Annotated in this window: 18 protein-coding genes; 7 read left to right on the top strand and 11 right to left on the bottom strand. The window is 63.9% G+C overall.

Translation table 11 applies throughout. From position 1 onward, the window contains the following. The first annotated feature begins 204 nt into the window (after window positions 1-204). The 4 genes from CSQ92_RS08985 to CSQ92_RS08970 all read left to right on the top strand — a co-directional run bounded on the left by CSQ92_RS08985 (window position 205) and on the right by CSQ92_RS08970 (window position 6062). Window positions 205-780, top strand: a complete 576-nt coding sequence (locus CSQ92_RS08985) for a TerD family protein (protein WP_034784423.1) — start codon at window positions 205-207, stop codon at window positions 778-780. A gap of 243 nt (window positions 781-1023) precedes the next feature. Continuing rightward, window positions 1024-2277: a TerD family protein gene (locus CSQ92_RS08980; protein WP_099393902.1), complete on the top strand. Its 1254-nt coding sequence runs from the start codon at window positions 1024-1026 to the stop codon at window positions 2275-2277. Window positions 2278-2286: 9 nt separating this feature from the next. Continuing rightward, window positions 2287-3630: a VWA domain-containing protein gene (locus CSQ92_RS08975; RefSeq protein ID WP_099393901.1), complete on the top strand. Its 1344-nt coding sequence runs from the start codon at window positions 2287-2289 to the stop codon at window positions 3628-3630. A 164-nt stretch (window positions 3631-3794) separates the two neighbouring features. Next, window positions 3795-6062: an outer membrane beta-barrel family protein gene (locus CSQ92_RS08970; protein ID WP_099393900.1), complete on the top strand. Its 2268-nt coding sequence runs from the start codon at window positions 3795-3797 to the stop codon at window positions 6060-6062. On the opposite strand, the gene CSQ92_RS08965 is transcribed toward CSQ92_RS08970, so the two are convergent. Next, window positions 6059-7099, bottom strand: a complete 1041-nt coding sequence (locus tag CSQ92_RS08965) for an SMI1/KNR4 family protein (protein ID WP_099393899.1) — start codon at window positions 7097-7099, stop codon at window positions 6059-6061. The two genes, CSQ92_RS08970 and CSQ92_RS08965, sit on opposite strands and share 4 nt — an antisense overlap. Beyond that, entirely contained in the window at window positions 7099-8073 is a 975-nt protein-coding gene (locus CSQ92_RS08960; protein ID WP_099393898.1) for a thymidylate synthase, read from the bottom strand. Before CSQ92_RS08960 ends, CSQ92_RS08965 begins: the two co-directional genes overlap by 1 nt. 205 nt (window positions 8074-8278) lie before the next feature. Between CSQ92_RS08960 and CSQ92_RS08955 the strand changes: the two genes are divergently transcribed. Together CSQ92_RS08955 and CSQ92_RS08950 are read left to right on the top strand one after the other, a co-directional pair. Next, complete coding sequence (locus CSQ92_RS08955; protein ID WP_070280814.1) at window positions 8279-10984, top strand: bifunctional diguanylate cyclase/phosphodiesterase; 2706 nt, start codon at window positions 8279-8281, stop codon at window positions 10982-10984. Window positions 10985-11182: 198 nt separating this feature from the next. Continuing rightward, window positions 11183-12616 (top strand): OmpP1/FadL family transporter, encoded by a 1434-nt coding sequence (locus tag CSQ92_RS08950; RefSeq protein ID WP_034784427.1) that lies wholly within the window; start codon window positions 11183-11185, stop codon window positions 12614-12616. A gap of 152 nt (window positions 12617-12768) precedes the next feature. Here CSQ92_RS08950 and CSQ92_RS08945 read toward each other — a convergent pair whose 3' ends face one another. The 9 genes from CSQ92_RS08945 to wrbA are packed head-to-tail and all read right to left on the bottom strand — an operon-like array spanning window position 12769 to window position 22980. Then, entirely contained in the window at window positions 12769-13860 is a 1092-nt protein-coding gene (locus tag CSQ92_RS08945; protein ID WP_099393897.1) for a threonine aldolase family protein, read from the bottom strand. A 9-nt stretch (window positions 13861-13869) separates the two neighbouring features. Then, the gene (gene leuE, locus CSQ92_RS08940) at window positions 13870-14544 is read right to left on the bottom strand and encodes a leucine efflux protein LeuE (RefSeq protein WP_099393896.1); all 675 of its coding nucleotides are present in this window, start codon (window positions 14542-14544) and stop codon (window positions 13870-13872) included. Window positions 14545-14555: 11 nt separating this feature from the next. Then, complete coding sequence (locus CSQ92_RS08935; protein WP_034784430.1) at window positions 14556-16418, bottom strand: ABC transporter transmembrane domain-containing protein; 1863 nt, start codon at window positions 16416-16418, stop codon at window positions 14556-14558. Window positions 16419-16454: 36 nt separating this feature from the next. Beyond that, the gene (locus tag CSQ92_RS08930) at window positions 16455-17531 is read right to left on the bottom strand and encodes a lipocalin-like domain-containing protein (protein WP_099387999.1); all 1077 of its coding nucleotides are present in this window, start codon (window positions 17529-17531) and stop codon (window positions 16455-16457) included. Continuing rightward, a complete protein-coding gene (locus tag CSQ92_RS08925) occupies window positions 17531-20122 on the bottom strand; it encodes an FtsX-like permease family protein (RefSeq protein WP_099393895.1) in 2592 nt (863 codons plus the stop codon). The genes CSQ92_RS08930 and CSQ92_RS08925 overlap by 1 nt, the downstream gene beginning before the upstream one ends. Beyond that, a complete protein-coding gene (locus tag CSQ92_RS08920) occupies window positions 20110-20538 on the bottom strand; it encodes a DUF4124 domain-containing protein (RefSeq protein WP_099393894.1) in 429 nt (142 codons plus the stop codon). Before CSQ92_RS08920 ends, CSQ92_RS08925 begins: the two co-directional genes overlap by 13 nt. Beyond that, window positions 20535-21965, bottom strand: a complete 1431-nt coding sequence (locus tag CSQ92_RS08915; protein ID WP_099393893.1) for an FAD-binding oxidoreductase — start codon at window positions 21963-21965, stop codon at window positions 20535-20537. The genes CSQ92_RS08920 and CSQ92_RS08915 overlap by 4 nt, the downstream gene beginning before the upstream one ends. Further along, entirely contained in the window at window positions 21962-22372 is a 411-nt protein-coding gene (locus CSQ92_RS08910; protein ID WP_373606041.1) for a DUF2069 domain-containing protein, read from the bottom strand. Before CSQ92_RS08910 ends, CSQ92_RS08915 begins: the two co-directional genes overlap by 4 nt. Further along, complete coding sequence (gene wrbA / locus CSQ92_RS08905; protein WP_070280806.1) at window positions 22372-22980, bottom strand: NAD(P)H:quinone oxidoreductase; 609 nt, start codon at window positions 22978-22980, stop codon at window positions 22372-22374. Before wrbA ends, CSQ92_RS08910 begins: the two co-directional genes overlap by 1 nt. Before the next feature lie 67 nt (window positions 22981-23047). Between wrbA and CSQ92_RS08900 the strand changes: the two genes are divergently transcribed. Further along, window positions 23048-24424, top strand: a complete 1377-nt coding sequence (locus CSQ92_RS08900; protein WP_257219172.1) for a YihY family inner membrane protein — start codon at window positions 23048-23050, stop codon at window positions 24422-24424.

The following is a 24424-nucleotide window of genomic DNA, read 5'->3' as shown; positions in this document are numbered from 1 at the left end:
GATGGTAAAAATTTTTGTCGAGCGGCATTATCCGTCATTTTGCGCATTGGGGCAGCGGCACGGTCTTTTCCGCATGGCATTATTTTCAATAGTGCGCGGCTGGCAAGCAGTAACTTTATGGTAGGCTCATGGCTCATCAAGCCGGTACGCTGGCGACGTGACCTGAAACACCGAATGCAACCCCCACATTAAAGAGGAATTACCATGGCGATCAGTTTGCAAAAAGGCGGCAATGTCAACCTGAGCAAGGAAGCTCCTGGCTTGAAGAAAATCGTGATTGGCCTGGGCTGGGACCCGCGCGCCACCGATGGCGCCGCATTTGACCTGGACGGCAGCGCCTTCCTGCTGAAAACGGATGGCAAGGCCCGCTCCGATGCCGATTTCATTTTCTATAACAACCTGAAGTCGGCTGACGGCTCCATCGTCCACGCGGGCGACAACACCACGGGCGGCGGCGATGGCGATGACGAGAAAGTTGCCGTCGACCTGGCCAACGTGCCTGCCGATATCGACAAGATCGCCGTGGCTGTCACCATCCACGACGCGGAAAACCGCAAGCAGAACTTCGGCATGGTCGGCAAGGCCTACATCCGCTGCCTGAATGGCGACAACGGCGCGGAAATCGCCCGCTACGACCTGTCGGAAGACGGCTCGACGGAAGCGGCCATGATTTTCGGCGAAATCTACCGCGCCGGCAGCGAATGGAAATTCAAGGCGATCGGCCAAGGCTTCAAGGGCGGCCTGGGCCCACTTGCACGTTCCTTTGGTATCAACGCTTAAGAGCTCCGGAAAACGGCCCATGGCCGCGTTGCGTCACCTCGCCGTACTATTCGTACTGTCTTCGGTGACGCGCCTTGCCCTGAACCGTTGTCCGAAGCTCTTTTAGCTTTGTATAGAACCCAGAACGTCAGTCCATGGCGGCGTTGCTCCGCCATGGACTGACTGTACATTCGTACTGTCTTCGGACGACGGGCCTCGCCTTGAGCCCTTGTCCGAAGCTCCCACACCTGAATAAATAATCGCATGGAAAACCTGATCAAGGGGCAGCGCCTGGCGCTGTCCGGCCTCGTCACGGGCAATGTCGTGCAACTGGGCCTCGCCAGCGCCGGCGTGGCGTTGGACTTTGCCTGTTTCGGCCTCGATGCCAACGGCAAGCTGTCCGACGACCGCTACATGACTTTCTTCAACCAGCCGCGCACGCCGTGTGGCAGCGTGGAAACCGTGGCGCCGTCCGGCGATGCGGCCGGTTTCAGCTACCAGCTGGAGCGTTTGCCATCCTCCATCGAGCGCCTGGTCGTCACGGCCGCCATCGATGGCGCGGCCACCATGGCGCAGCTGGGCAGCAGCTATCTGCGCCTGCTCGATGGCGGGCGCGAGCTGGCCCGCTACACCTATGCGGGCGCTGATTTTGCGCAAGAAAAAGCCGTCATGCTGGGCGAGTTCTACCGCAAGGACGGCGGCTGGCGTTTCATGGCCGTGGGCCAGGGTTTCAATGGAGGCCTGGACGCGCTGGTTGCGCATTTCGGCGGTGAAGTGGCGCAGGCGGTAGCGGAAACGGCGCCATCACCCAAGATTTCCCTGTCGAAAATCTCGCTGACCAAGGCAGGCCAGACGCACAAGGTGTCGCTGGAAAAGGGCGCCGGCGCGCCGGGCAAACTTACCGTCAAGGCTACCTGGGTCGATAACGGCGATGGCGACGACGACAACGACGACCTTGATTTGCGGGTCGGCATCCTCTTGCCGAATGGCCAGATGCGCTTCATCCAGGCGCCCGATACGCCCGGCAACTTTGGCGCCATGCCATTCGTGCGCCACCTGGGCGACGTGGCGGGCGCATCGGGCAAGGAGCCCGCCACGGAAACCGTGGAAGTCAATCCCGCCCTGGCGCAGCATTACGGCGGCACCGTGGGGCTTGTCTTCAGCGTGTATTCGGCGCTGGCCAATGGCGCCGTCTCCGTCGCTTCCATGCGGCCGAAGATGGTCATGCAATATGGCGAGCAGATCGTCGAGTGCGCGTTCGATTTCCGCCTGTCCAAGGCGGCCGACGATGATTCCGTCTATACCTATGTGATCGGCATGGCGCGCATCACGCCCGACAGCATCATTCTGGAACCGTCGGGCAAGACGTCGGAACCGGGCAGCGAAGCGACGCCGTGGCTGAGCTGGCAGGGCGAGAGCCTGCAGCTGGCCTTCAATGGTCCCGTCGTCTTCAAGGGCGAGGACAAGGAAGACGAAGATGATTTCAATGCGGACAATCCGCGCCGCTACATCGCCTAGGAGACACTGATGGAAACCTTGTCCAAGGGACAGCGCTTGCCGCTGGCCAATCTCGTTCCCGACGGCGTGCTGCAGGTCGGCGTGGCCGCACAGGGACTGGCGCTCGACGTGGCCTGTTTCGGCCTCGATGCCGACGGCAAACTGTCCGACGAGCGCTACATGACCTTTTTCAACCAGCCGCGCACGCCATGCGGCGGCGTGGAAGCGCGTTCGGGCAGCGCTGGCGACATGACCGAGTTTGCCATGCAACTGGCGCGCTTGCCGGCCAGCATAGACCGCCTTGTCGTGACGGCATCCATCGATGGCGGCGGCGTGATGTCGCAGCTGCAATCTGGCCACGTGCGCCTGCTGGCGGGAGGACGGGAACTGGCCCGCTTCGCTTTCGCGGGAAGTGATTTCGCGCAAGAAAAAGCCGTCATGCTGGCCGAACTGTACCGCAAGGATGGCGGCTGGCGCTGCATGGCCGTGGGGCAAGGTTTCAATGGGGGGCTCGACTCCCTGGTGCGCCACTTCGGCGGCGAAGTCGACCAAGCCGCGCCTGCCGCTCTTACTAGCCCTGCGGCGGCGTCTGCCGTCATGCAGGCGAAGATCAACCTGGAAAAGCGTGTGGAACGCGAAGCGCCGCAGCTGGTCAGCCTGGTCAAGCAGGCGGGCGTGTCGCTGCAAAAAGTGGGCTTGCTTGACCACCGCGCCAAGGTCTGCCTGTGCCTGGATATTTCCGGTTCCATGGGGCGGCTGTATATTGAGGGACTGGTGCAGCGCTTTGCCGAACGCATCCTGGCCCTGGGCTGCAAGTTCGACGACGATGGCGAGATCGATGTTTTCCTGTTCGGCAAGAACGTCCATCATCCGGCACCGATGGACTTGAGCAACTGCAACACCTATGTGGGGCGGGCGATCATCCGCCACCCGCTGGAAGGCGACACGCGCTATGGCGCCGCCATGCAGGCGATCCGTGCGTTTTACTTCCCTGACGCGGCCGGCGGCGAGCGCACGCGCCCCGTTGCGGCGGAATTGCCCGTGTACGTCATGTTCGTTACCGATGGCGGCACCAGCGACCAGGCGACGACGGAGAAACAATTGCGCTGGGCCAGCAATGAACCGATCTTCTGGCAATTCATGGGCATCGGCAAGGGGCGCAAATCGAAAAGCAAGTTCCTCGCCGCCTTTGCCGATTCCGACTTCCCTTTCCTGGAAAAGCTCGACGAATTGCAGGGACGCCTGGTCGACAATGCCAATTACTTTTCCGTCAGCTCGCCCGACGAGCACAGCGATGAGGAACTGTATGACTTGCTGATGACGGAGTATCCGGGCTGGCTGAAACTGGCACGTAGCAATGGCCTGCTGACCTAGCTGCTCTCCAAGGTGTGAGGCTGTAATGCCACAAGCGCAAGAGATTTGTAAATTGAAGTAAATTGCAATTGTTTGGCTATGCGTTGGCCCCTAGAATCATGGCATTCGATTCCCGGTTGCCACGCGTTTGCGTTGCGCCTCACAGTTTCTGGGCTATTTATTTCATGCATAAAATTGTTCTCTGCTGCCTGGCTGGCGGCAGCCTGCTGTCTGCCAATGTTTCCGCTCAGGCACAGGCCGCGGCTACCGGCGACGCCGTCGTCAAGCCGGCGCCGGCCAAGGCGCCCGCCATTGATGCACCGCCTTCCGTCAGCGTGACGGCCGAGCGTCCCACGGGCCGCATCGACCGGCAAGTCTACGACGTCAAGTCCGACGTGGGCAGCAGCAACGGCACGGCGGCCGATGCCTTGAACAATGTGCCGTCGGTGGCCGTCGACCCCGATGGCAGCGTTTCCCTGCGCGGCAGCAGCAATGTGCAGATATTGATTGATGGCAAGCCGTCAGCCATGTTGCAGGGCGATTCGCGCGGCGCCACCCTGAATGCCATGGCGGCCGACGATATCGAGTCCGTGGAAGTGATCAACAACCCCGGTGCCCAGTTCGGCAACGAAGCCGGTGGCGGCCCGATCCTGAACCTGGTGATGCGGCGCAACCGCAAGCCGGGCGGCTTTGCTACCGTCAACGCGAATGCGGGCATCGCGGGGCGCTACAACAGTGCCGTGTCCGGCACCTACAACGAAGGGCCGTGGGGCTACCAGGGCGGCATCAATGTGCGCCACGACGGCCGCAATTCCGTGGGCGAAGTCAGCCGCGAGCGCCTGGAACGCGGCACGGGGGCATTCGCCCCCAGCAGCCAGCAGTCCAGCAACAATGGCTTGAACGATTCGCTGGGCTTGCACGGCACCGTGAATTACAACCTGAACGCCAACGATACCCTGGCCGCCAGCGTGTCGTATAACGGCCGCAGCAACGACCAGCGTTCGCTCGACCGCTACATCAATGGCGACAGCACGGGCAGCACCATCGGCGACTATGTACGCAGCACCGTGCGCAACGGCGACAGCCGCAACTACAGCTGGGGCGCGCGCTACGACCACAAGGGAGAGTTGCCGGGAGAATCGCTGAAGATCGACTTGCGCGTTTCGTCGTCGACCAACGAGAGCGACAGCGATTACGCCAATACCTACGCGGTGACGCCCGTGAATGCCTTTGACAGCCGCGCGCGCCAGCACAGCGAGACGGGCAACCGCATCGTCGACTTCAGCGGCGACTACGAGCGTCCGCTGGCGGGTGGCACGGCCAAGCTGGGCTACAAGGTAGCCGACAACAAGAGCAGTTTCGATACCTTATATACGGATATCAACCCGGGCAGCCTGCTGGAGACCGTCAATCCCATGCGCAGCAACCGTTTCGAGCTGGACGAGCGCACCATCGCGCTGTACGGCTCCTACCAGATGCGCCTGACCGAGCGCTGGGGCGCGCTGGCCGGCTTGCGCGCCGAATACACGGACTTGAACGTGCGCCAGATCACCAGCGGCGTCGAGGCCAGCAACAACTACGTCAACTATATTCCCAGCCTGTTCGCTACCTATAAGGTCAGCGACGAGAGCAACCTGCGCTTCAGCTATGCGCACCGCATCCGCCGTCCGAATGCGGGCGACCTGAATCCTTACGTGGTCTACCGCGACGAGTTCAATGTGTCGGCCGGCAATCCCAAGCTGAAACCCACGCAGACGGACTCGTTCGAGATCGGTTATGAAACGAAGATCGCGGGCCTGGAAAGCAGCTTGCGCGCCTACCACCGGCGCGACACGGACGCCATCGTCGATTACCGTTACTTTATCAGCGACAATGTGCTCTTGACCACGCGCGAAAACGGCGAAGGCAGCCATTCGAGCGGCCTGGAATTCAGCGTCAGCGGCAAGCTGACGCCATCGCTGACCCTGAACACGAGCGGCAACCTGGCACGCAGCCAACAGACGAGTTCGGATGACCTGGGCAACCGCAGCACGCGCACGGCGAATGCCCTGAGCGGCCGCGCGCGCCTCAATTACCAGCTCAATACGGCGAACCAACTGCAACTGGCCCTGCAAATGCAAGGCAAGATGCTGTCGGGACAGGGTTACCGTTCGCCAAATAACACCTTGAATGTGAGCTGGCGCCACACGGTGACGCCGCAACTGAGCCTGGTCATGAACGTGACCGATGTGTTTAGCAGCAACAAGATGGAAACCGTCATCAACAGCGCTTCCCTGCGCGAGACGAGCACGCGGCGCTTCGATGGACGCATGATCTATGTGGGGCTGTCGTACCGCCTGGGCGGCGCCACGTCGGCGGCGAAAGAGGGCGAGCGTGAACCGCGTTTCGGCCCGCCGGGCGGACGCGGGCCAGGCGGCCCCGGCCCCGGCGGTCCGGGAGGCGAAGCAGGCTAGGCCGCTGTCGCGATCTCGTTCAGGAAATCGATGAAACTGTCCGTATGGCGCTCGAAGCGCCATGTGCCCATGCCATGTTCGGCGCGATACACGGGGGCATCGCCATCAGCGACGGCGCCCAGGTCCAGGCAATACGGATCGGCGCCCGCATCGGCGATCACCAGATACTGCTCCGGCCAGCCGGCGATGGCTTCACCGCTGACGGGATTCCAGGCGTAACCGTGCTGGGCCTTGATGAGCCCGGCCGCGCCATACAGGCTCAAACCCTGGAAATACTGCCGGCTGTCGATAAACACCCGCAGCGGCGAATGGCAAGCCAGGAAGCGCCGGTAGTGCTCCGGCAAGGCCCAGCGCTGCGCGATGCCGGCCATGTCGGCGGCGCTGGCGATGGTCAGCCAGTTCGATGGCTGCGCCAGGTCCTGCTCCTTCTTGCGACTGGCTGCCAGCTTTTTCTCCAGCCTTGCCGCGGCTTTTTCCAGCGGTGTGCGGGGATCCTCGAGCGACGCGTGGGTGGCGGGCACGGCATGGCCTGCGCCATCCGGATAAGCGTGGCTCTGCCAGGCCAGCACGTCGGCCAGCCGTAGCTGTTCTGCCTTCCAGTGGCCGGGATCGTAAGGCAACCCCGCATCGAAAGGCTGGCGGCTGAACACGGCCAGGCTTTTGACGGCCTTGGCGCGCACGCTCAGCTTGGCATTTTCCGCAGTGGCCAGGGCCACGAGCGGAGCATACGCCGCCTTGCCCATGCTTTTGAGCATGCCATCCACGCCCCAGTAGGCGAGGCCGTCCATATCGAGGCTCCAGCTGAAAAAATCGCCGTATTCTCCCGGCTCGGCCAGGGCGACGATATCCGTCATCAGGAAGGCGCGCCAGTGCAGCAGCTGGCCGTCCCTGGCGTAGGCGATCAGGATGGCGAGCACGGCTTGCCGCTCGTCGGCAGCATGCTTTTTCAGCAGCCTGTCCTTCAGGCGGGCGAACTTGTTTCCGTCGGTTTCATCAAACAGCTTGCGGTGCAGGGCTGCCAGCGGTGCGACCGCCATCAGACGGCCATCGCGGCCTTGATGGGCGCGTGATGTTCATAGCCTTCCAGCGAAAAATCCGATGGTTCGATTTTTTCCAGCCATTCCGGCTCGTACTTGCCGGTTTTGGTAAAGTCGGGCACGCGGTCGGAAATGACGAAACGCGGCGCCGGGAACGGTGTGCGCTTGAGCTGTTCTTCCACCATGTCGAGGTGGTTTTCATAGATATGCGCGTCGCCGATGAAGTACGTGAACCAGCGCGGCGTGTAGCCCGTCAGGCGCGCCACCAGGTGCAGCAGGGCGGCGCCTTCGGCGATGTTGAACGGCGTGCCCAGGCCGATGTCGTTGCTGCGCACATATAAGCACAGCGAGATTTCGCGCGTGCTGGCGTTCGGGATGAACTGGTACAGCAAATGGCAGGCGGGCAGGGCGACGGCGTCCAGCACGGCCGGGTTCCAGCCGTGGAACAGGATGCGGCGGCTGCCGGGGTTGTGCATGATGGTGTCCAGGCATTCGCGCAACTGGTCGACGGCCTTGTACAGCAAGACCTTTTGCACGCCGTTTTCGGCGATGGGGGCGATCAAGGTGAAACCGTTCGCTTGCGCATCGGCGATCTGTGCCGGCTGGTCAGCGTCCAGCAGTTTATACGCGGGCCATTGGCGCCATTGCACGCCGTACACGGGGCCCAGGTCATCTTCGCCTTCGCGGTAGGGGTTGGCCAGCCATTGCGCATTTTCATTGGCGTTCTGGTCCCAGACTTTACAGCCCAGTGCGCGGAACTCGGCCGCGTTGCGCGAGGCGCGCAGGAAGGCGCACAATTCGCCGATCACGGATTTGAAAGCCAGTTTCTTGGTCGTCACGGCAGGGAAATTGCCGTTGGCCAAGTCGAAACGCATCATGGCGCCCGGCACGCTCAGGGTGCGGATGCCTGTGCGGTTGTCTTGCCAGCTGCCCGTTTCGAGCACGGTCTTGATCAAATCTTGATATTGCTGCATGTATTTCTCCAACGGTAAGGATGGTGATTGTAACGCAGGCGCGACAGGCGGGCTGCGGCCCGCACACATAATTACGCTGCTGTCTTACCTGCAAACATGACTCTGTGGTAATTTGTGTGTCCTTGAAGAAATACACAGAAACGGCAGATGCTGCACCATGTTCTTGCGACAATTTGTAAATAATAATAACGCCGCCGTGGTGGAGATGAGCAGGGCCGATTTTCTCAAGGCCAACCTGCGCCTGATCCTGGCCTGGCCCTTGCTGGGACTGATCCTGTGCGCCGTGCTGTGGACGGCCACCTTGCTGCAGCTGGAGGCGGAAAAGAAGGTGGCGCAGCAGCAGGCGCTCGACAGCGTGTCTTCCTTGTCGAAAGCGTATGGCCAGTATCTGCTGCGCACCCTGGAGCAGATGGACCAGCTGACCTTGCAGCTCAAATACGAGTGGGAAAATTCGCGCGGCCAGCTGCGTCTCGACCAATTGAAGACGCAGGGCATGTATGCCTTGCCGCAATTTGCCATCGTCGCCATCCTCGACCGCAAGGGCCACGCCGTGACGGCCACGGCGCCGTTGCAGCGCCTGCGGGTCAACGAGCGCAGCGATTTCCTGCTGCGCCACTGGCGCAGCAATTCCAGCGCGCTGCGCATCGCGCTGGGGAGGGCCAATGCGGCCAGCGAGGCCGCGGTGCCGGGCGCCGATGAAAGCCTCGTGCATTTCACGCGCCGGCTGGAAGACGAGGATGGCAATTTTGACGGCGTGCTGCTGATCTCCATCCATTCCAGCTATTTTTCTGAATTCTACAACAGCGTCAGTTTTGGCAAGTTCGGCATGTCGGCCATGGTGGGCGAGGAGGGTGAGCTGTTCAGCACGCGCCTTGGCTCGCGCGTGTTGCCGACCCCGAGCGGTGAGGACACGCCGTTTCTCGACACCAGCTTCCTGGAAACGGAGAGCGGTGCCCTGCATTCGGGCGGCAGGATCGCTTTTTCCGACCAGCAAAGCCGCTACGTGGGCTGGCAGGCGCTGAAAGCCTATCCGTTTACGGCCGTGGTCGGATTGTCGGACGGCGAAATGCTGCATCCCTACGAGGAAACGCGCACGATATATATCGGCATCGCCTTTGCCGTCACCTTGCTGCTGCTGGCCTTTGCCGCCGTCGCCACCGTGCTGTCGCTGCGCCTGGCGTGGCGCCACCACCAGTCCGAGGGCGTGCGCAATGCCTACCGCATGGCCACCGAAGGCACGAGCGACGGCTTCTACATCATTGCCGCCCTGCGCGGCACGGATGGCAGCATCCTCGATTTCGAGATCGTCGACTGCAACGAGCCGGGCGCCGGCTACTTTGGCGTGCGCCGCGAACAGTTGCTGGGCATGCGCCTGCAATCGCGCGCCCACGAGCCGTATTTCCGCGACCTGATCCATAATTACCGGGCCGCCATGGTGTCCGGCTTTTCCGAGGAAGAGATCGAGCTGCCGGAAGGCAACCCCTTCAAGCTGCGCTGGATACGCCGGCGCCTGGTGCGCAGTGGCGACCGCCTGGCCGTCACCCTGCAAGACATCAGCACGGCCAAGGAGCACGAGCGCGACCTGCGCCGCCTGGCCAATGAAGATGGCTTGACGGGCTTGCCCAACCGCTACTGGCTGCAGCAATTCCTGCCCGGCGCCCTGGGCCGCGCCGCCATCGCGCGGCACATGCTGGCGCTGCTGTTCATCGACCTGGACGGCTTCAAGGATATCAACGACACGCAGGGCCACGCCGAGGGCGACAAGGTGCTGCGCGCCGCCTCGCTGCGCCTGAAGGCCGTGCTGCGGCCCGGCGATCACGTGGTGCGCCTGGGGGGCGACGAATTCGTCGTCGTGCTCGACCCGGTGGAGGACGACAGCCGCGCCGAGCAGGTGGCGCAGCGCATCGCCATCGCCTTCGATGAACCGTTTTACCTGGGCAGCGAGCGCCACAAGATGGGGGCGTCGATCGGCATCAGCCTGTATCCGCGCGATGGCGCAGAGACGGAAGTGCTGCTGAAGAACGCCGATATCGCCATGTATGCCGTCAAGGTGGCGGGCAAGGGCCATCACCGTTTCTTCCAGCCGGAACTGTTTGAAACTATCCGTAACCGCCGCGAACTGGAGCAAAGCCTGGTGGCGGCGCTGGAGCAGGACCAGTTCCTCGTCGTCTACCAGCCGCGGGTCGACGCCATGAGCGGGCAGCTGTGCAGCATGGAGGCGCTGGTGCGCTGGCACCATCCGCAGCATGGCATGGTGCCGCCGCTGGAATTCATCCCCGTGGCCGAGAGCAGCGGCCTCATTTCGCAGCTGGGCGAAGTCGTCATCGAAAAGGTGTGCCTGCAGATGGCGCGCTGGCAAGCCAGCGGGCTGGAACTGGTGCCCGTGTCCATCAACGTCTCGGCGCGCCAGTTCGGCCGCGGCGACGTGCACCAGGTGCTGGCCTCGGCCCTGACGCGCCACCGCATCGATGCGCGGCTGATCGAGGTGGAAATCACGGAATCGGCCATGATGGATGAACAGAACCGCGCCGTGGAGCAGCTGTCCGCCATCCGCGCGCTGGGCGTGCGCCTGCTGGTCGACGATTTCGGCACGGGATATTCCTCGCTGTCGCAGCTGCAGAAGTTCGCCATGGATGGCTTGAAGATCGACCGCGCCTTCACCATGGAGCTGGGCCGCTCGGAGCAGGGCGAAGTGTTCGTGCGCGCCATCCTGTCGATGGCGCATGCGCTGGGCATGAGCGTGGTGGCCGAAGGGGTGGAGACGCGCGAGCAGCTCGACATCCTGCGCGCGCTGCAATGCAACGAGGTGCAGGGCTATTTCATCTCGCGCCCCGTGCCCGCCGAACAGATGCTGTCGCTGATGCATCAGCGCTTTCTGATACCGCTTCCAGCCCCTGCGCTGGCACTGTAGAAGGTCGTATGCGCAGGAAAAACAACGCCGTTTCATAAAAAGAGCGAACGTTCGCTTTTTTCTAAAAAATATTATATGCTTCGCTCATGCCGTCAGTGAATTGGAGTTCACGGCGGCAAGAAAAGTGCAAGACGGGGCAGCTGGATATGCCCGCGATAGTGTGCCGAAGACAATTTCATATAATAAAGAGAGACTAACTTGAAACATAAATATCTGCCCCTCCTGATCGTTGCCGCATTCGCCGGCATTTCCTCCACCGCACAAGCATCGGGCTACCGTTTCGGTTCGCAAAGCGTTTCCGCCCAGGGCACGGCCGATGCCAGCGGCGCCGAAGCGGCCGACGCATCGACCATTTTCTACAACCCGGCCGGTTTGTCGCGCCTGGAAGGCACGCAGTTCATGGGCGGCGGCACCCTGGTGGTACCGCATTCGACCTATGAAGACACGGGTTCGAGGACGTTTACCGGCCGCACGCCGGGCGGTACGACCAAGGACTATGCGCCGGACGCCGTCTTTGCGCCAGCCCTGTATGCCAGCAAGAAGGTCAATGATCAATGGACGGTTGGCATGGGCCTGTTCGTGCCATACGGCGCCAAGCTCGATTACGGCAATGACTGGAGCGGCCGCTATGCGATCACCAACATCAAGCTCGAAGCCATCGCCCTGAATCCTTCCGTTTCCTTCAAGGTCAATGAACACCACTCCTTCGGTTTCGGCGTCACCGCTGAACACATGAAGGCGGAACTGGGCCAGGCAGTCGACGTGCCGGGTTCCGTGGCCTTCCTGGCCCAGCACGCGCCAGCCGCGTCGCAAGCCTTCCTGGCCAATATCGCCAAGACGCAGGGCCTGGCCGCCGCGCAGGCAGCCGGCGCCGCACTGAAGGGCGCCAAGGATGGCCATGCCTCGATGGATGGCGATGACTGGGGCTTCGGCTTCAACCTGGGCTACCTGTACCAGATGAATGAAGGCACGCGTTTCGGCATTTCCTACCGTTCGTCGATTTCGCACAAGCTGAAAGGCGACACGATCTGGGACTTCTCGCAAGTGTCGGACAACGCCGCCGTGAATGCCTTCATCGCCAAGGCATCGAACAAGGTCAATTCCAAGGCGCTGGTCGAAGTGCGCACGCCGGAAACCCTGTCGGTCAACGCCTTCCATCAGATGGATGATCGTTGGGCCTTGATGGGCGACGTTACCTGGACGCGCACTTCGCGCCTGCAGAACCTGGACATCCAGTTCCCGCCGACGGCCGAAGGCCCGGAGCGCATCCGCCAGCAGTGGAAGAACACCTACCGCGTGTCGCTGGGCACCAACTACAAGTACAGCGAAAACCTGCTGCTGCGCGCCGGTATCGCGCATGACCAGGCACCAGTGCGCAGCGCCGAGCTGCGTCATCCAGCGCTGCCGGACAGCGACCGCATGCAGTACTCGATCGGCGCGAACTGGAAGCTGAACGCCAATTCCTCGCTCGACCTGGCTTACAGCTTCATCGACTTCAAGGATGCTACTGTCAACTACAAGAATGACTGCTCGCCGGTGACCCCTGGCTGCACCGGCAACGGTGAAACCACCAAGGGCCTGTTCAAGACCCGCATGCAGTTGATCGGTCTCGCTTACAACTACAAGTTCTAAGCAGGTAGTGGCGGCCAACCCGGCCGCCATGAAATGAAAAAAGCGCCTTCGGGCGCTTTTTTTTTGAGGGCAGACCCCGGCCTTTCATGGGTTTTCGGATGTTGTCGGGTGACGCGCTGCGCGCTACCCCGACCTACCCCGACTTGCGCCGGCTACTTCCGGGCGCGCATGGCCTGATCCAGCAAGGTCAGGGCCAGCCGCACGGTGTCGTCCGGCAGTTCCAGCAACTGATCTCCCACATACCATTCCACCACGCTGTGCCCGGGAAGCGCTGCGTGGCTGGCGCGGCCGAACAGCCAGATGCCGTGGTCTTCGGCCAGCTGATTGCGGATGGCGATGGCCCGCTCGCGCGAGACGGGCAGGTGCAGGTGCAGCATGTTGGCTTGCGGCTGGGCGGGATTGACGGCAATCGACGGGAAGTCGCGCAGCAGCGCGTACAGCCACTGTGTGCGTGCAAAATACTGCGGCATGGCGGCCAGGCGCGCGTCGAACTGCATGGCGGCGGCCACCACGTACGGCGTGCGGTGCACGATATTGCCGCCCTGGCGGCGGAACCACTCGCGCGCCCGCTCGACGAACGGGCGGCTGCCGGCCAGCATGGCGCCACCGAGGCCGCCGATGCCCTTGTACAGCGACACGTACACGGAATCAAAACCATCGCAGATGGCGGGCAGGGATTGGCCGAAACCGGCTTGTGCTTCCCACAGGCGCGCGCCATCCATGTGCAAATGGATGTTGTGCTCGCGGCAGTGCCGCTTGATGTCATTCAATTCATCCCACGATTGACACTGGCCGCCGATTTCCCGCATCGGCAGCTCGACCTGCGCGGCGCCCAGCGCGTCGGGCACGGCGCGCAAGTCGTCCACCGTCCACGGGCGGTGCGGGTCGCCGAGCATCAAGCCCTTGAAGTGATCGAGCAGTTCATGGTTGCCCCGCTCGTGGCGCAGGATGTGCGAAGTGGGATGCAGCGCCACCAGGGGCGAACCCCGGTCCTGGCAGGCCAGGCGCAGGGCCGTCACTTGCGTCATGGTGCCCGTGATGCAGAACACGGCCGCCTCGAAACCGAGCAGGCTGGCGATCTTGTTCTCGAACTGTTCGATCAGCGCGCCTTCGCCATAGGTGTCGTGCGCAACATGGTTGGCGTCGCACCAGGCGGCCATGGCGGCGAAGGTGGCCGCTGGCGTGGGCTGGCGGTGGCCCGGCAGGACGGTATGGCAGCGCTGGCGCAGCTCAAGTTCGTTCACGGTAATTCCTTACAATGTGGCCGTGGCGAGTTTCGCGCCGAAGCCGATGAACATGGCGCCCACGCCGCCGCCCATGCCGGCCGACAGGCGGCGACGGCGGCGGAAGGTTTCGGCCAGGCGCGCGCCGACAAAGATGATGGCCGTCAAGTAGGTAAAGCTGATCACCTGGCAGATCAGGCCCAGGCCGATGAAGGACAGCACGGGGTTCGGGAAGGCCGGGTCGACGAACTGGATGAAAAACGAGATGAAGAACAGGATCGCCTTCGGGTTCATCAGGCTGATGATCAGCGCCTTGCGGAATGGATCGCTTTCCTTGACGGGGGCAGGGACGGCCGCCGCTTCACCGTCGGCTGGCGCAGGCGCGCGCAGCTTGCGCCAGCATTGGACCAGCATCTGCAGGCCGATCCAGCCCAGGTAGGCCGCGCCGATGTATTTCACCACGTAGAACAGGGCCGGGCTGGCTTTCAGCAGCGAGGCCACGCCGCAGGCCGACAGCACCATCAATATCAGATCGCCGGCGAAGATGCCGAAGGCGCCCTGATAGGCAGGCCGCACGCCGCGCTGGGCGGCGACCGACAGCACATACATGGAATTGGGACCGGGCAGGATGACGATGAAGATTGTCCCCAATAAAAAGGTCCAGAAATCGGTGATGCCCAGGTTGGCGTGGAAAAGTGCGTTCATGATGGTTCTGTTTAATTGATTTGTGCGTGATGAAATTGCAGTGCCGCGAGATTCGCATAGATGCCGCCTAGGGCCACCAGCGACGCGTGCGTGCCCGTCTCGACGATCTTGCCGTCTTCCATGACGATGATGCGGTCGGCCCGCTGCACGGTGGCCAGGCGGTGGGCGATGATGACCGTGGTGCGGCCCACCATGGCCGCTTCCAGCGCCTTTTGCACCAGGCGTTCCGATTCCGCGTCCAGCGCGCTGGTCGCTTCGTCGAGCAGCAGCAGCGGCGGGTTTTTCAGCAGGGCGCGGGCGATGGCGATGCGCTGGCGCTGGCCGCCGGACAGGCGCACGCCCCGTTCGCCGAGGAAGGATTTGTAGCCGTTCGGCAGGCGTTCGATGAATTCGTGGGCGGCCGCCATCTTCGCGGCGGCGATGACTTCCTCGTCGCTGGCGCCGGCGCGGCCATAGCGGATGTTTTCCATGGCGTCGGCCGAGAAGATCACCGTATCTTGCGGCACGATGCCGATGGCGTCGCGCAAGGTGTGCAGGTCCAGCTGCTTGATGTCCACGCCATCGAGGCGGATGCTGCCGCTTTGCGGGTCATAAAAACGTAAAAAAAGCTGGAACAGGGTGGTCTTGCCGGCGCCCGACGGACCCACGACGGCCACCGTTTCGCCGGCGCGGATGTCGAGGCTGACGTGGTCCAGCGCGTGGGTGTCCGGACGCGACGGGTACGAGAACATGACATCGTCCAGCGACAGGGCGGCGCCAGTCGCGGCGCGCGCGGGCAGTGGCAGCGGCGTGGCCGGCGATGCGATTTCCGATTTCACGGCCATCAGTTCCAGCAGGCGCTCGGTGGCGCCGGCGGCGCGCTGCGCTTCGCCCATCACTTCGGACAGGGCGCCGATGGCGCCGGCCACGATGGACGCGTACAGGATGAACTGGCCCAGGTCGCCGCCCGTCATCGAGCCTTCCAGCACGGCGCGCGCGCCCAGCCACAAGACAAACACGATGGTGCCGAAGACCAGCAAAATCGCGATCATGGTCAGCAGAGCGCGGGCGCGGATGCGGCGCATGGCCGTCATGAAGGCGCCTTCGACGGAGTCGCCGAAGCGTTTCGATTCGATCTTCTCGTGCGTGAACGCTTGCACGGTGGGCATGGCGTTGAGGATTTCGCCGGCCATGGCCGACGCGTCGGCGATGCGGTCCTGCGAATCGCGCGACAGCTTGCGCACGCGGCGGCCAAACACGATGATGGGCACGACGACAAGGATCAAGAGGCCGATGATGATGCCCGCCAGCTTGGCGCTGGTGACGAACAGCATCACGAGGCCGCCCAGGAACAGCAGCACATTGCGCAGCGCCATGGAAATGCTGGTGCCGACCACGGCCTGGATCAGGGTCGTGTCGGTGGTGATGCGCGACAGGACTTCGCCCGTCTGCGTGGTTTCAAAGAATGCGGGGCTTTGCGTGACGACGTGGCGGTACACGGCGCTGCGGATGTCGGCCGTGACGCGCTCGCCCAGCCATGACACCGTATAGAAGCGCGCCGCCGTGGCCAGCGCCAGGATGGACGCCACGCCGAACAGGGCGAGGAACACCAGGTCGACGTGCTGGATGCTCTTCGAGCCGGCCGCGCCGCCGAAGCCGAGGTCGATCATCTGCTTGAAGGCGGCGGGAATGGCCAGGGTCGAGGCGGCGGCCACCACCAGCGCGATACCGGCCAGGAAGAACTGCTTGCGGTACGGCGTCAGAAAGGGCATCAAGCCCTTGAAGGCGGCCAGGCTGCCTTTTTTCAGTTCGCGGCTGGTGCCGGTGTCGGGAGTCGGTGCGGTGCTTGCGGCGGTTGCTGTACTCGTACTGCCTGTTTCTGTGCTGGTTGTCATTGTTTTTCGCTTAGTATTTACTGTATTTTGTACTGCTTATAACTTCATCGGCTGCACGTAGCCCGTCATTTCCAGGTAGGCGCGGCCCACCGGCTGGCCGCCGCGCTCCACTGTCACGGCGCCTTCCCAGTACACGGCCCCCGTCGAGCGGCGCGAATCGAGTTCCTGGTCTGCCTGCAGCGGCTTGATCTGCCAGCGCGTGGCACCCGTGCGGATCTCGGTGGCGACCGGGTATTCGGCTTGCGTGCGCGGCGACCGCCACAGCTGCGTGGGCGTGAAATCGACGTCGCCGGGCGCGAACTGCGTCATCTTACCGGACGCGTCGCGCCATGTCGCGTGTGCCCATAGTTTAGCACCTGTCTTGCTGCGTATCTGGAAGGCCATCAGGGCGCCACCATCATCGAGGTTGGCGCCTATCCAGTTCCAGCCGCTGGCATCCGCGTCAAGCACCTGGCTGGACCACTCGTGATCGAGCCAGGTGGTGCCCGTCACGGCTTCCGGCTTGCCGCCCGCGCGCGCGATCGTGCCACGGGTAGCCAGCTGCGGTTCGCTGTAGTAGTAGCTCGATTGCGCGGGCCGGGCGCCCTTGCGCGAGTAGCCGCCTTCTCCCTGCAGCAGCACGGGCTGGGTGGGGGCCAGGGTCAGCTGCAAGTTGAATTCGCGCGCCGCCAGGCTGACCCGGTAGCTGCCGTCCGCTTGCCGCTGCATGCGCCAGTCGTCGAGTTTGACGTCCGTGTCGCCCACCTTGGCGTAAGCCAGGCCGAAACCTTCGCGCGCACTTTTCTCGTCGTGCAGCAGCTTGCCTACTTTCGGGTCGGACAGGGCCGCGTGGCCGATGATCAGCTGTTTCGGCGCAAATGCGCTGGGGTTGTCCGCATCGGTGGCCGTGGCGCTGCGAAAGAAGGTCACCTGGTAGCCCAGTTGTTCGCCGCCGCTGGTTTTTACCCAGCCCGTGGCGTACCACCATTCCGTCTTGTACGCGGGATGGGCGCCGAAGTCGTGCGGCAGGCGCAGGGTCTGGCCGGCGGGCAGCGGCGTGACGGGGGCGAAGGCGGGCGGCGCGGCGGTGGCGGCGGCGCTGCAGAACGCGAGTAAAAGAGTCAAACGGCGCATTACCAGTCCTCCCTGACGGCGCGTATGGGTCCTGCGGACAGCGCCTGACGACCCGCGATCAGCGCCGTCGCGGCGGCTGCCGTCAGCAGGGCGCCGGCCACGGTGGCGATCAAGGGCCACGGCAGGTGCAGCTGCATGGTCCAGTGGAACGATTGCGGATTGACGATGAAGACCAGCACAAAGCTGATCAACAGGCCGAGGATGAAACCGGTGGCGATGCCCAGCGCCGTCAGCGCGCCTCCTTCCAGCGCCAGGATGGACAAGATTTGCCCGCGCGTCACGCCCACGTGGCGCAGCATGCCGAATTCGCGGGCGCGCGCCAGGGTCTGGGCCGAGAACGTGGCGGCCACGCCAAACAGGCCGATGACGATGGCGATGGCTTCCAGCAGATAGGTGACGGCGAAGCTGCGGTCGAAGATCTGCAGGCTCAGGGCGCGGATGGCCGAAGGATTCGACACTTCCAGGCTGGCGCCAAAGGGCAGGTTTTTCAGGCGCTGTTGCAGCGCGTCGCCCGTGGCGTCCTTGGCCAACCACAGGGCCGCATCGCTGACATCGAGGTCGCCCGTCAGCGCGCGGTAGTCGTCCAGCGGCATCTGGATGGCGCCGGAAGAGCGCGCATAGTCGCGCCAGATGCCGGCGACAAAGAAGGTGTGCAAGCCGCCCGCCAGCGGCAGGGCTATGTGCTGGCCAGGCTTGACGTTATACAGGTCGGCCGCCGCCTCGGACAGCCACACGGGCCGGCTGCCTGCCGGCACGGGCAAGGTATTGCCCACCAGCACCATGCTCTTGCCCGGATCGGCCAGATTGACGGGACGCGCCAGCAGCGCCACATTCGGGCGGTCGGGCGCCAGCGACAGCGAGCGCACGCGCTGGAAGTCCACCCTGGCCACCTCGGGCAGGGCGGTGATGCTGGCCTGTTCGCGTGGATTCAAGCCTGCCGTGCCGCCGCTGGCGGCCGTGCGCGCGTACACGTCGGCCGGCAAGATCTGCAGCAGCCAGTCGTCGACGGAAACGCGGAAACTCGACACCATGATGGCCATCGCCACCATCAGGCTAAAACTCGACAGCACGCCACCGAGGGCGATGCCGGCCTGGCCCGAGGCGTTCGCCAGGCGGGCCAGGGTCAGGCTGCGCACGGGCGCATGCTTGCTCGTTTCCGTGCGCAGCCAGGCGCGCTGCAGGAAGCGGAAGACGACGGCCGCCAGCTGCGGCATCAGGGCGATGGCGCCGATCAGCAGCAGCGCGATGGACAGATAGCCGAACAGGGGCAGCTCGAACACGGGCGGCAAGAACGTCAAGGCGCCGGCCAGCAGCAGGCAAGCCAGTGCGGGCCATGTTTTCGCCAGGCGCGTCGTCACGACTTCCTCGCTGCCCGATTTCAGGGCGATGGCGGGGGCGGCGCGCGCCGCTTCCAGCGCGGGTGCGGCGCAGCCCAGCAAGGCGACACCGAGACCCAGGGCGAAGTAGACGAAGGCAGCGACGGGCGTGAACTGCACCTGCGGCTGCACGCCCGCGAAATAGCCGGCGCCCAGGTCGCCGCCGAAGAAGCGCAGGGCCACGGCCGCCATGGCATAGCCGCCGGCGATGCCCAGCGCAGCACCGACGATACCGAGGCTGGCGCCCTCCAGCAGCACCTGGCGCAGCAGCTGGCCCCGCTCCATGCCCAGCACGCGCAGCAGCGCGAACTGGCCGCGGCGGCGGATGACGGACAGGGCCTGCGTGGAAAAGACCAAAAAGGCGCCCGTAAACAGGGCGACGAGGGCCAGCACCGTCAGGTTGACCCGGTAGGCGCGGCTGAGGTTATTGTTGCGGCTATTCTGGTTTTCGTCATTGGGCTGGCCTACCTGGAAACGCCCCGGGTATTGCGCTTCCAGCGCGCGGGAGAGAGCCGCCTGGAAAGCGTCGCGGTTCACGCCCTGGCGCAGTTTCAAATCGATGCGCGACAGCTTGCCAGTTTTTTCGAAGCGCCACTGCGCCGCGCCGATATCCATCACGGCAATGCGCTGGCCGGCGCGCGCCCGCTGCAGCGAACCGGCCACGCGCAGGGATACCGTGCCCGTGCCCGATTGCAGGGCGACCTGGCCGCCTTCGGCCACATTGAGCCAGCGCAGGGCGGCCGGCGATAAGAACAGGGCGTCGTCGGCCAGGGTGTCGAAAGGCTGGCCTTCGGCTGGCGCGCCGATCAGGTCGGGCGAGATGAAGCCGGCGCGGAAGACGTCGAGCGCCAGGATGTGCAGCGGGCCGCCGTCCTTCTTGCCGGCCACCGTAGCCTGCAGCTCCAGCACGGGCGAAGCCACGGCCACGCCGTCGCGCTGCGCCAGCCATGGGTAGATGGATTCGTCGAACAGCGCTTCGCGCCCGGCCACCTGCACATCGGCCTGGCCGGACAGGCTTTTGACGGCCGTGGAAAATTCATTGAAGGCGGCCGCGTTGATCAGATGGATGGCAAAGCCCAGCGACACGCCGATGGCGATGGCGAGGATGGCGACGAGGGCGCGCACTGGATGCGCGCGCCATTCGCCCAGCAGCAGCCAGCGCGACAGCAGGCGCGTAGTCGCCGGGCTGGCCAGCGGCGCAATCAATTCAGGCATTCGACGGCCAGGCGTTCGCCGGCGCGCCGCGCTTTCAGTTGCGCCGCATCACGGTTCTTGTCGCCGGCGCCGACGGCGTCCTGCGCCGCCCATTTCTGCTCCAGCCGCAGCTGGGCGCAATGCTTCTCGTGCATGTCCTTCTGTTTGGCGGCCCGTTCACGGGCCTGGTCTTCGAGCTTCTCGCGCTGCTTGCGCGCCGCTTCCATCTGGCTGGCCACCCGTTCCTGGCGCGTGGCCGCGCCCTTGTCGATGGCAGGCGGAGGCGCGGGGATTTCCAGGATCTGCAGCTGGCCGGCCGTGCACGGCGTGGCGCTGTAGCTGGTCTGGCCATCCTGCACGCATTTATAGACGTCCTGCGCACTGGCGGAACCGGCCAGCAAGGCCATGGCGCATAGCAGGAGGGACGACGGCTTCACAATATCTTCCCCGGATTCATGATGTTCTGCGGGTCCAGCGCCTGCTTCACGGCGCGCATCAGCTGCAGTTCCAGCGGCGACTTGTAGCGGGCCAGGTCGTCCTTTTTCAGGGCGCCGATGCCGTGTTCGGCCGAAATCGAGCCGCCAAAGCCGTGGACCTGGTCGTGCACGATGCGGTTGATGGCATCCTGGTTGGCGAGGAAATCCTGATCCGTCATGCCGGCTGGCGGCGCCACGTTGTAATGCAGGTTGCCGTCGCCCAGGTGGCCGAAGCACACGAGCTGGCAGCCGGGGAAGGCCGATTCAAGGGCCGTATCCGTGACGGCGATGAAATCGGCGATGCAGGAAATGGGCAGCGAGATATCGTGCTTGATGTTCTTGCCCGCCTGCGCCTGGGCCAGCGGGATGTGTTCGCGCAGCTGCCACAGTCCCTCGGACTGCGCCACGGAACTGGCGACGACGGCATCTTCGATCAACTCGTCTTCCAGGGCCGCGCCGATGCTCGCTTCCAGCAATTCCACGGCGTGCGCCTCGGACTGGCTGCTGGACAATTCGAGCAGCACATACTGGCCGTGCGCGTCGGCGAATGGGCGCGGCAGCTGCGGGAACTGCTCCGCCACCAGCTGCAAACAGTACTGCGACATCAATTCAAAACCCGTCAGGCTGGCGCCGCAATGGTCTTGCATCAGCGAGAGCAGGCGCAGCGCATGGGCGGGCGAGGGCATGGCGGCCAGCGCCGTGATGCAGGCTTTCGGCTGCGGATACAACTTCATGACCGCGCCGGTGATCACGCCCAAAGTACCCTCGGCGCCGATGTACAGGTCGCGCAAATCATAGCCGGTATTGTCCTTGCGCAAACCGCGCAAGCCGCTCCAGATCTCGCCTTGCGGCGTGACCACTTCCAGGCCCAGGCACAGCTCGCGCGTGTTGCCGTAGCGCAGCACGGCCGTGCCGCCCGCATTCGTCGCCAGGTTGCCGCCGATGGTGCAACTGCCCTCGGCCGCCAGCGACAGGGGGAACAGGCAGCCGGCGGCGCTGGCCGCTTCCTGGATGGTTTGCAAAATGCAGCCCGCGTCCACCGTGATGGTGCGGTTGACGGGATCGAGCGCGCGGATGCTGTTCAGGCGCGCCAGCGACAGCACGACGGCCGTGCCGGCCGCATCGGGTATGCTGCCCAGTACCAGGCCCGTGTTGCCGCCTTGCGGCACGACGGGAACCTGCCATTGCGCGCAGACGCGCAGGATTGCTGCCACTTGTTCCACCGTGGCGGGGCGCAGCACGGCCAGGGCCTTGCCGGTAAACCTGTCGCGCCAGTCGGTGAGGAAGGGCGCCGTGTCGGCGTCCTGGGTGAGGACGTAGGCGTCGCCCAGCAGGTCGCGGCAGACGGCGAGGAAGTCGGCTTGGTCAGTCACAGGCTTGTCGCTCATTTCTTGATGCTCACTTTATTCACTTTTTCCAGCAGTTCCCTGGCCATGCGCTTGGCCGCCTTTTTATACGGGCGCAGATACAGCACGGCGCAGACAAAATAGATGCAGACGATGGCCGCCTCGCCCCAGGCCATCAGCGCCGAGGTGGCGTTCGTGTCGCTGTAGCCGCGCACCACGCCTTCCGTGAAGTACAGCAGGATCACCATCGACGACCATTGCAGGGTGTAGACGTCGCGCTTGATGACGCCGTACAGGGGAATGAGCAGGGGCGCCGCCTTCAGGACGACCCAGGAGCCGCCCGGCTGCAGCGGCGCGATCACGGTTTCCCACAGCACGCACCAGACGATCAGGGTGAGGAGGCTGGCGATGGCGCCCCAGTGAAAATACTTGTGCAGTACGCCGTGCATCATGCGCCTGCCAGTTTCGCGGCATTTTCCGCCAGGCGCCGGCCCAGGGCGATGGCCAGGCGTTTTTCATCTTCGCTCAAGGCCTTGTCGCCGTCTATGCCCGACCAGTGCGTGGCGCCGTAGGGCGAGCCGCCGGTGGACGTCGTCATCAGTTCAGGATGCGTGTAGGGCAAGCCCATGACCAGCATGCCATGGTGGAAGAGGGGGATCATCATCGACAGCAGGGTCGATTCCTGGCCGCCGTGCAGGCTGCCCGTGGACGTGAATACGCAGGCGGGCTTGCCGGACAGGCTGCCGGCCAGCCAGTCGCTGGCCGTGCCATCCCAGAAATACTTCATGGCGGCGGCCATGTTGCCGAAGCGCGTGGGCGACCCCAGGGCCAGGCCCGCGCATTCCTGCAAGTCTTCCAGTTCCACGTAGGGCGCGCCGTCCAGCGGCACTTCCGGCGCCGTCGCTTCGGCCACCGTGGAGACGGCGGGCACGGTGCGCAGGCGCGCATCGCAGCCAGGCACGCTTTCCACTCCCTGGGCTATCAGCTCGGCCAGCTGGCGCGTGGCGCCATGGCGTGAATAAAACAATACGAGAATAATCAGATTGGTTGGCTTCATCATTGGTATTATAGGGCGCTTTACAGCCTGATACGACTGCTGTCATGGCGCCGTTCTGATTTAGCACATGTTTTCAAAATATATATTCCCCATCTTCCAATACCTGTGGCGCACCTTGAGCATGGGACTCGCCGTCGTGCGCGGCCTGACGTGGTCCGAAACGCGCGACCTGCTGCAGTTCGCGCGCCGCCGCGTGCGCGAAGAAAGCCTGCCGCAAGTGGCCGGCAGCCTGACGTTTGCCACCGTGTTCGCGCTGGTGCCGCTGCTCACCCTGGCCCTGGCGATCTTCACCACTTTCCCCCTGTTCAATACCTTCCGCCACGCGCTGGAAGATTATTTCGTGCAAAGCGTGATGCCCAAGGGCATATCGAATACCATCCTCGGCTACCTGACGACGTTCGCCTCGAAGGCCACGCGCCTGTCTGCCATCGGCGCCGGTGCCCTGATCGTCACTTCGGTGGGCATGATGGGTTTGATCGAGCGCGTCTTCAACCGCATCTGGCGCGTGCGCCAGGAGCGCCGCTGGACCAAGCGCCTGCTGGTCTACTGGGCCATCGTCACTCTGGGGCCTTTGCTGGTCGGCGTGTCGCTGACGGTGACCTCGCGCGTCTTCATCGCCACCAGCGGCGTGGTAGGCGCCGTGCCGTTCCTCGGTACCGTGTTCTATACCCTGGTGTCGATCGGCCTGACCATGCTGGCGTTTACCCTGCTCTATATCGCCGTGCCGAACCGCGACGTGGACTGGCGCGACGCGGCCTGGGGCGGCCTGCTGGCGGCGCTGGCGTTCGAGGTGGCCAAGCGGGGCTTCGGCGAATTCATCCAGGAATTCCCCACCTATTCGCGCATCTACGGCGCACTGGCCGCCTTGCCGCTGTTCCTCGTGTGGATATACCTGAGCTGGATGATCACCCTCGTGGGTGCCTTGCTGGTGGCTGCCTTGCCCGTCGTGAAATATGAACGCTGGTGGTACGAAGCGGTGCCGGGCAGCGAATTCGTCGATGCTGTCGCCATTTTGAAAGTGCTGCACCAGGCTTGCCACTGCGCCGATTCGGCCCTGGTGGGCGCGGCCGAGATCCGCCGCAGCACGCGTCTGGGTTTCGAAGAGATGGAAACCCTGCTCGACAAGATGGTGCAGCAGGGCTGGGTGGGACGTGTGAACGTGGAGGGCGCCGTGCGGGTGCAGTGGGGCAAGCGCGTGGCCGACAGTTCCGACCACTGGGTCTTGCTGGGCAACGTCAACCGCATCAGCCTGGCCGATGTCTACCGGCTGTTCGTCTTTGGCGGCATGCGCGTGAACTCCGGCTATCCGGCCGGTTCCACCAATGAACGCGATATCAAGGCGGCGGAAGAAGCAGCCGCCCTGGCGGCGCAGGTGGAAAACGCCGTGGAGCAGGGGCTGGGCCTGACCCTGGCGCAGCATTTCGGCGCCGTCAAATGCAACTGA

The organism is Janthinobacterium sp. BJB446 (assembly GCF_002735655.1).
In the GTDB taxonomy this organism is placed as follows: Bacteria; Pseudomonadota; Gammaproteobacteria; order Burkholderiales; family Burkholderiaceae_D; genus Janthinobacterium; species Janthinobacterium lividum.
The sequence above is the reverse complement of the archived record's forward strand: the minus strand, read 5'-3'. Positions and strand labels throughout refer to the sequence as shown.

Bases quoted from the DNA above. Each gene is read 5' to 3' on its own strand.
- CSQ92_RS08985 (WP_034784423.1), top strand. From the start codon at position 205: ATGGCGATCAGTTTGCAAAAAGGCGGCAATGTCAACCTGAGCAAGGAA.
- CSQ92_RS08980 (WP_099393902.1), top strand. From the start codon at position 1,024: ATGGAAAACCTGATCAAGGGGCAGCGCCTGGCGCTGTCCGGCCTCGTC.
- CSQ92_RS08975 (WP_099393901.1), top strand. From the start codon at position 2,287: ATGGAAACCTTGTCCAAGGGACAGCGCTTGCCGCTGGCCAATCTCGTT.
- CSQ92_RS08970 (WP_099393900.1), top strand. From the start codon at position 3,795: ATGCATAAAATTGTTCTCTGCTGCCTGGCTGGCGGCAGCCTGCTGTCT.
- CSQ92_RS08965 (WP_099393899.1), bottom strand. From the start codon at position 7,099: ATGGCGGTCGCACCGCTGGCAGCCCTGCACCGCAAGCTGTTTGATGAA.
- CSQ92_RS08960 (WP_099393898.1), bottom strand. From the start codon at position 8,073: ATGCAGCAATATCAAGATTTGATCAAGACCGTGCTCGAAACGGGCAGC.
- CSQ92_RS08955 (WP_070280814.1), top strand. From the start codon at position 8,279: ATGAGCAGGGCCGATTTTCTCAAGGCCAACCTGCGCCTGATCCTGGCC.
- leuE (WP_099393896.1), bottom strand. From the start codon at position 14,544: ATGAACGCACTTTTCCACGCCAACCTGGGCATCACCGATTTCTGGACC.
- CSQ92_RS08935 (WP_034784430.1), bottom strand. From the start codon at position 16,418: ATGACAACCAGCACAGAAACAGGCAGTACGAGTACAGCAACCGCCGCA.
- CSQ92_RS08930 (WP_099387999.1), bottom strand. From the start codon at position 17,531: ATGCGCCGTTTGACTCTTTTACTCGCGTTCTGCAGCGCCGCCGCCACC.
- CSQ92_RS08925 (WP_099393895.1), bottom strand. From the start codon at position 20,122: ATGCCTGAATTGATTGCGCCGCTGGCCAGCCCGGCGACTACGCGCCTG.
- CSQ92_RS08915 (WP_099393893.1), bottom strand. From the start codon at position 21,965: ATGAGCGACAAGCCTGTGACTGACCAAGCCGACTTCCTCGCCGTCTGC.
- CSQ92_RS08910 (WP_373606041.1), bottom strand. From the start codon at position 22,372: ATGCACGGCGTACTGCACAAGTATTTTCACTGGGGCGCCATCGCCAGC.
- wrbA (WP_070280806.1), bottom strand. From the start codon at position 22,980: ATGAAGCCAACCAATCTGATTATTCTCGTATTGTTTTATTCACGCCAT.
- CSQ92_RS08900 (WP_257219172.1), top strand. From the start codon at position 23,048: ATGTTTTCAAAATATATATTCCCCATCTTCCAATACCTGTGGCGCACC.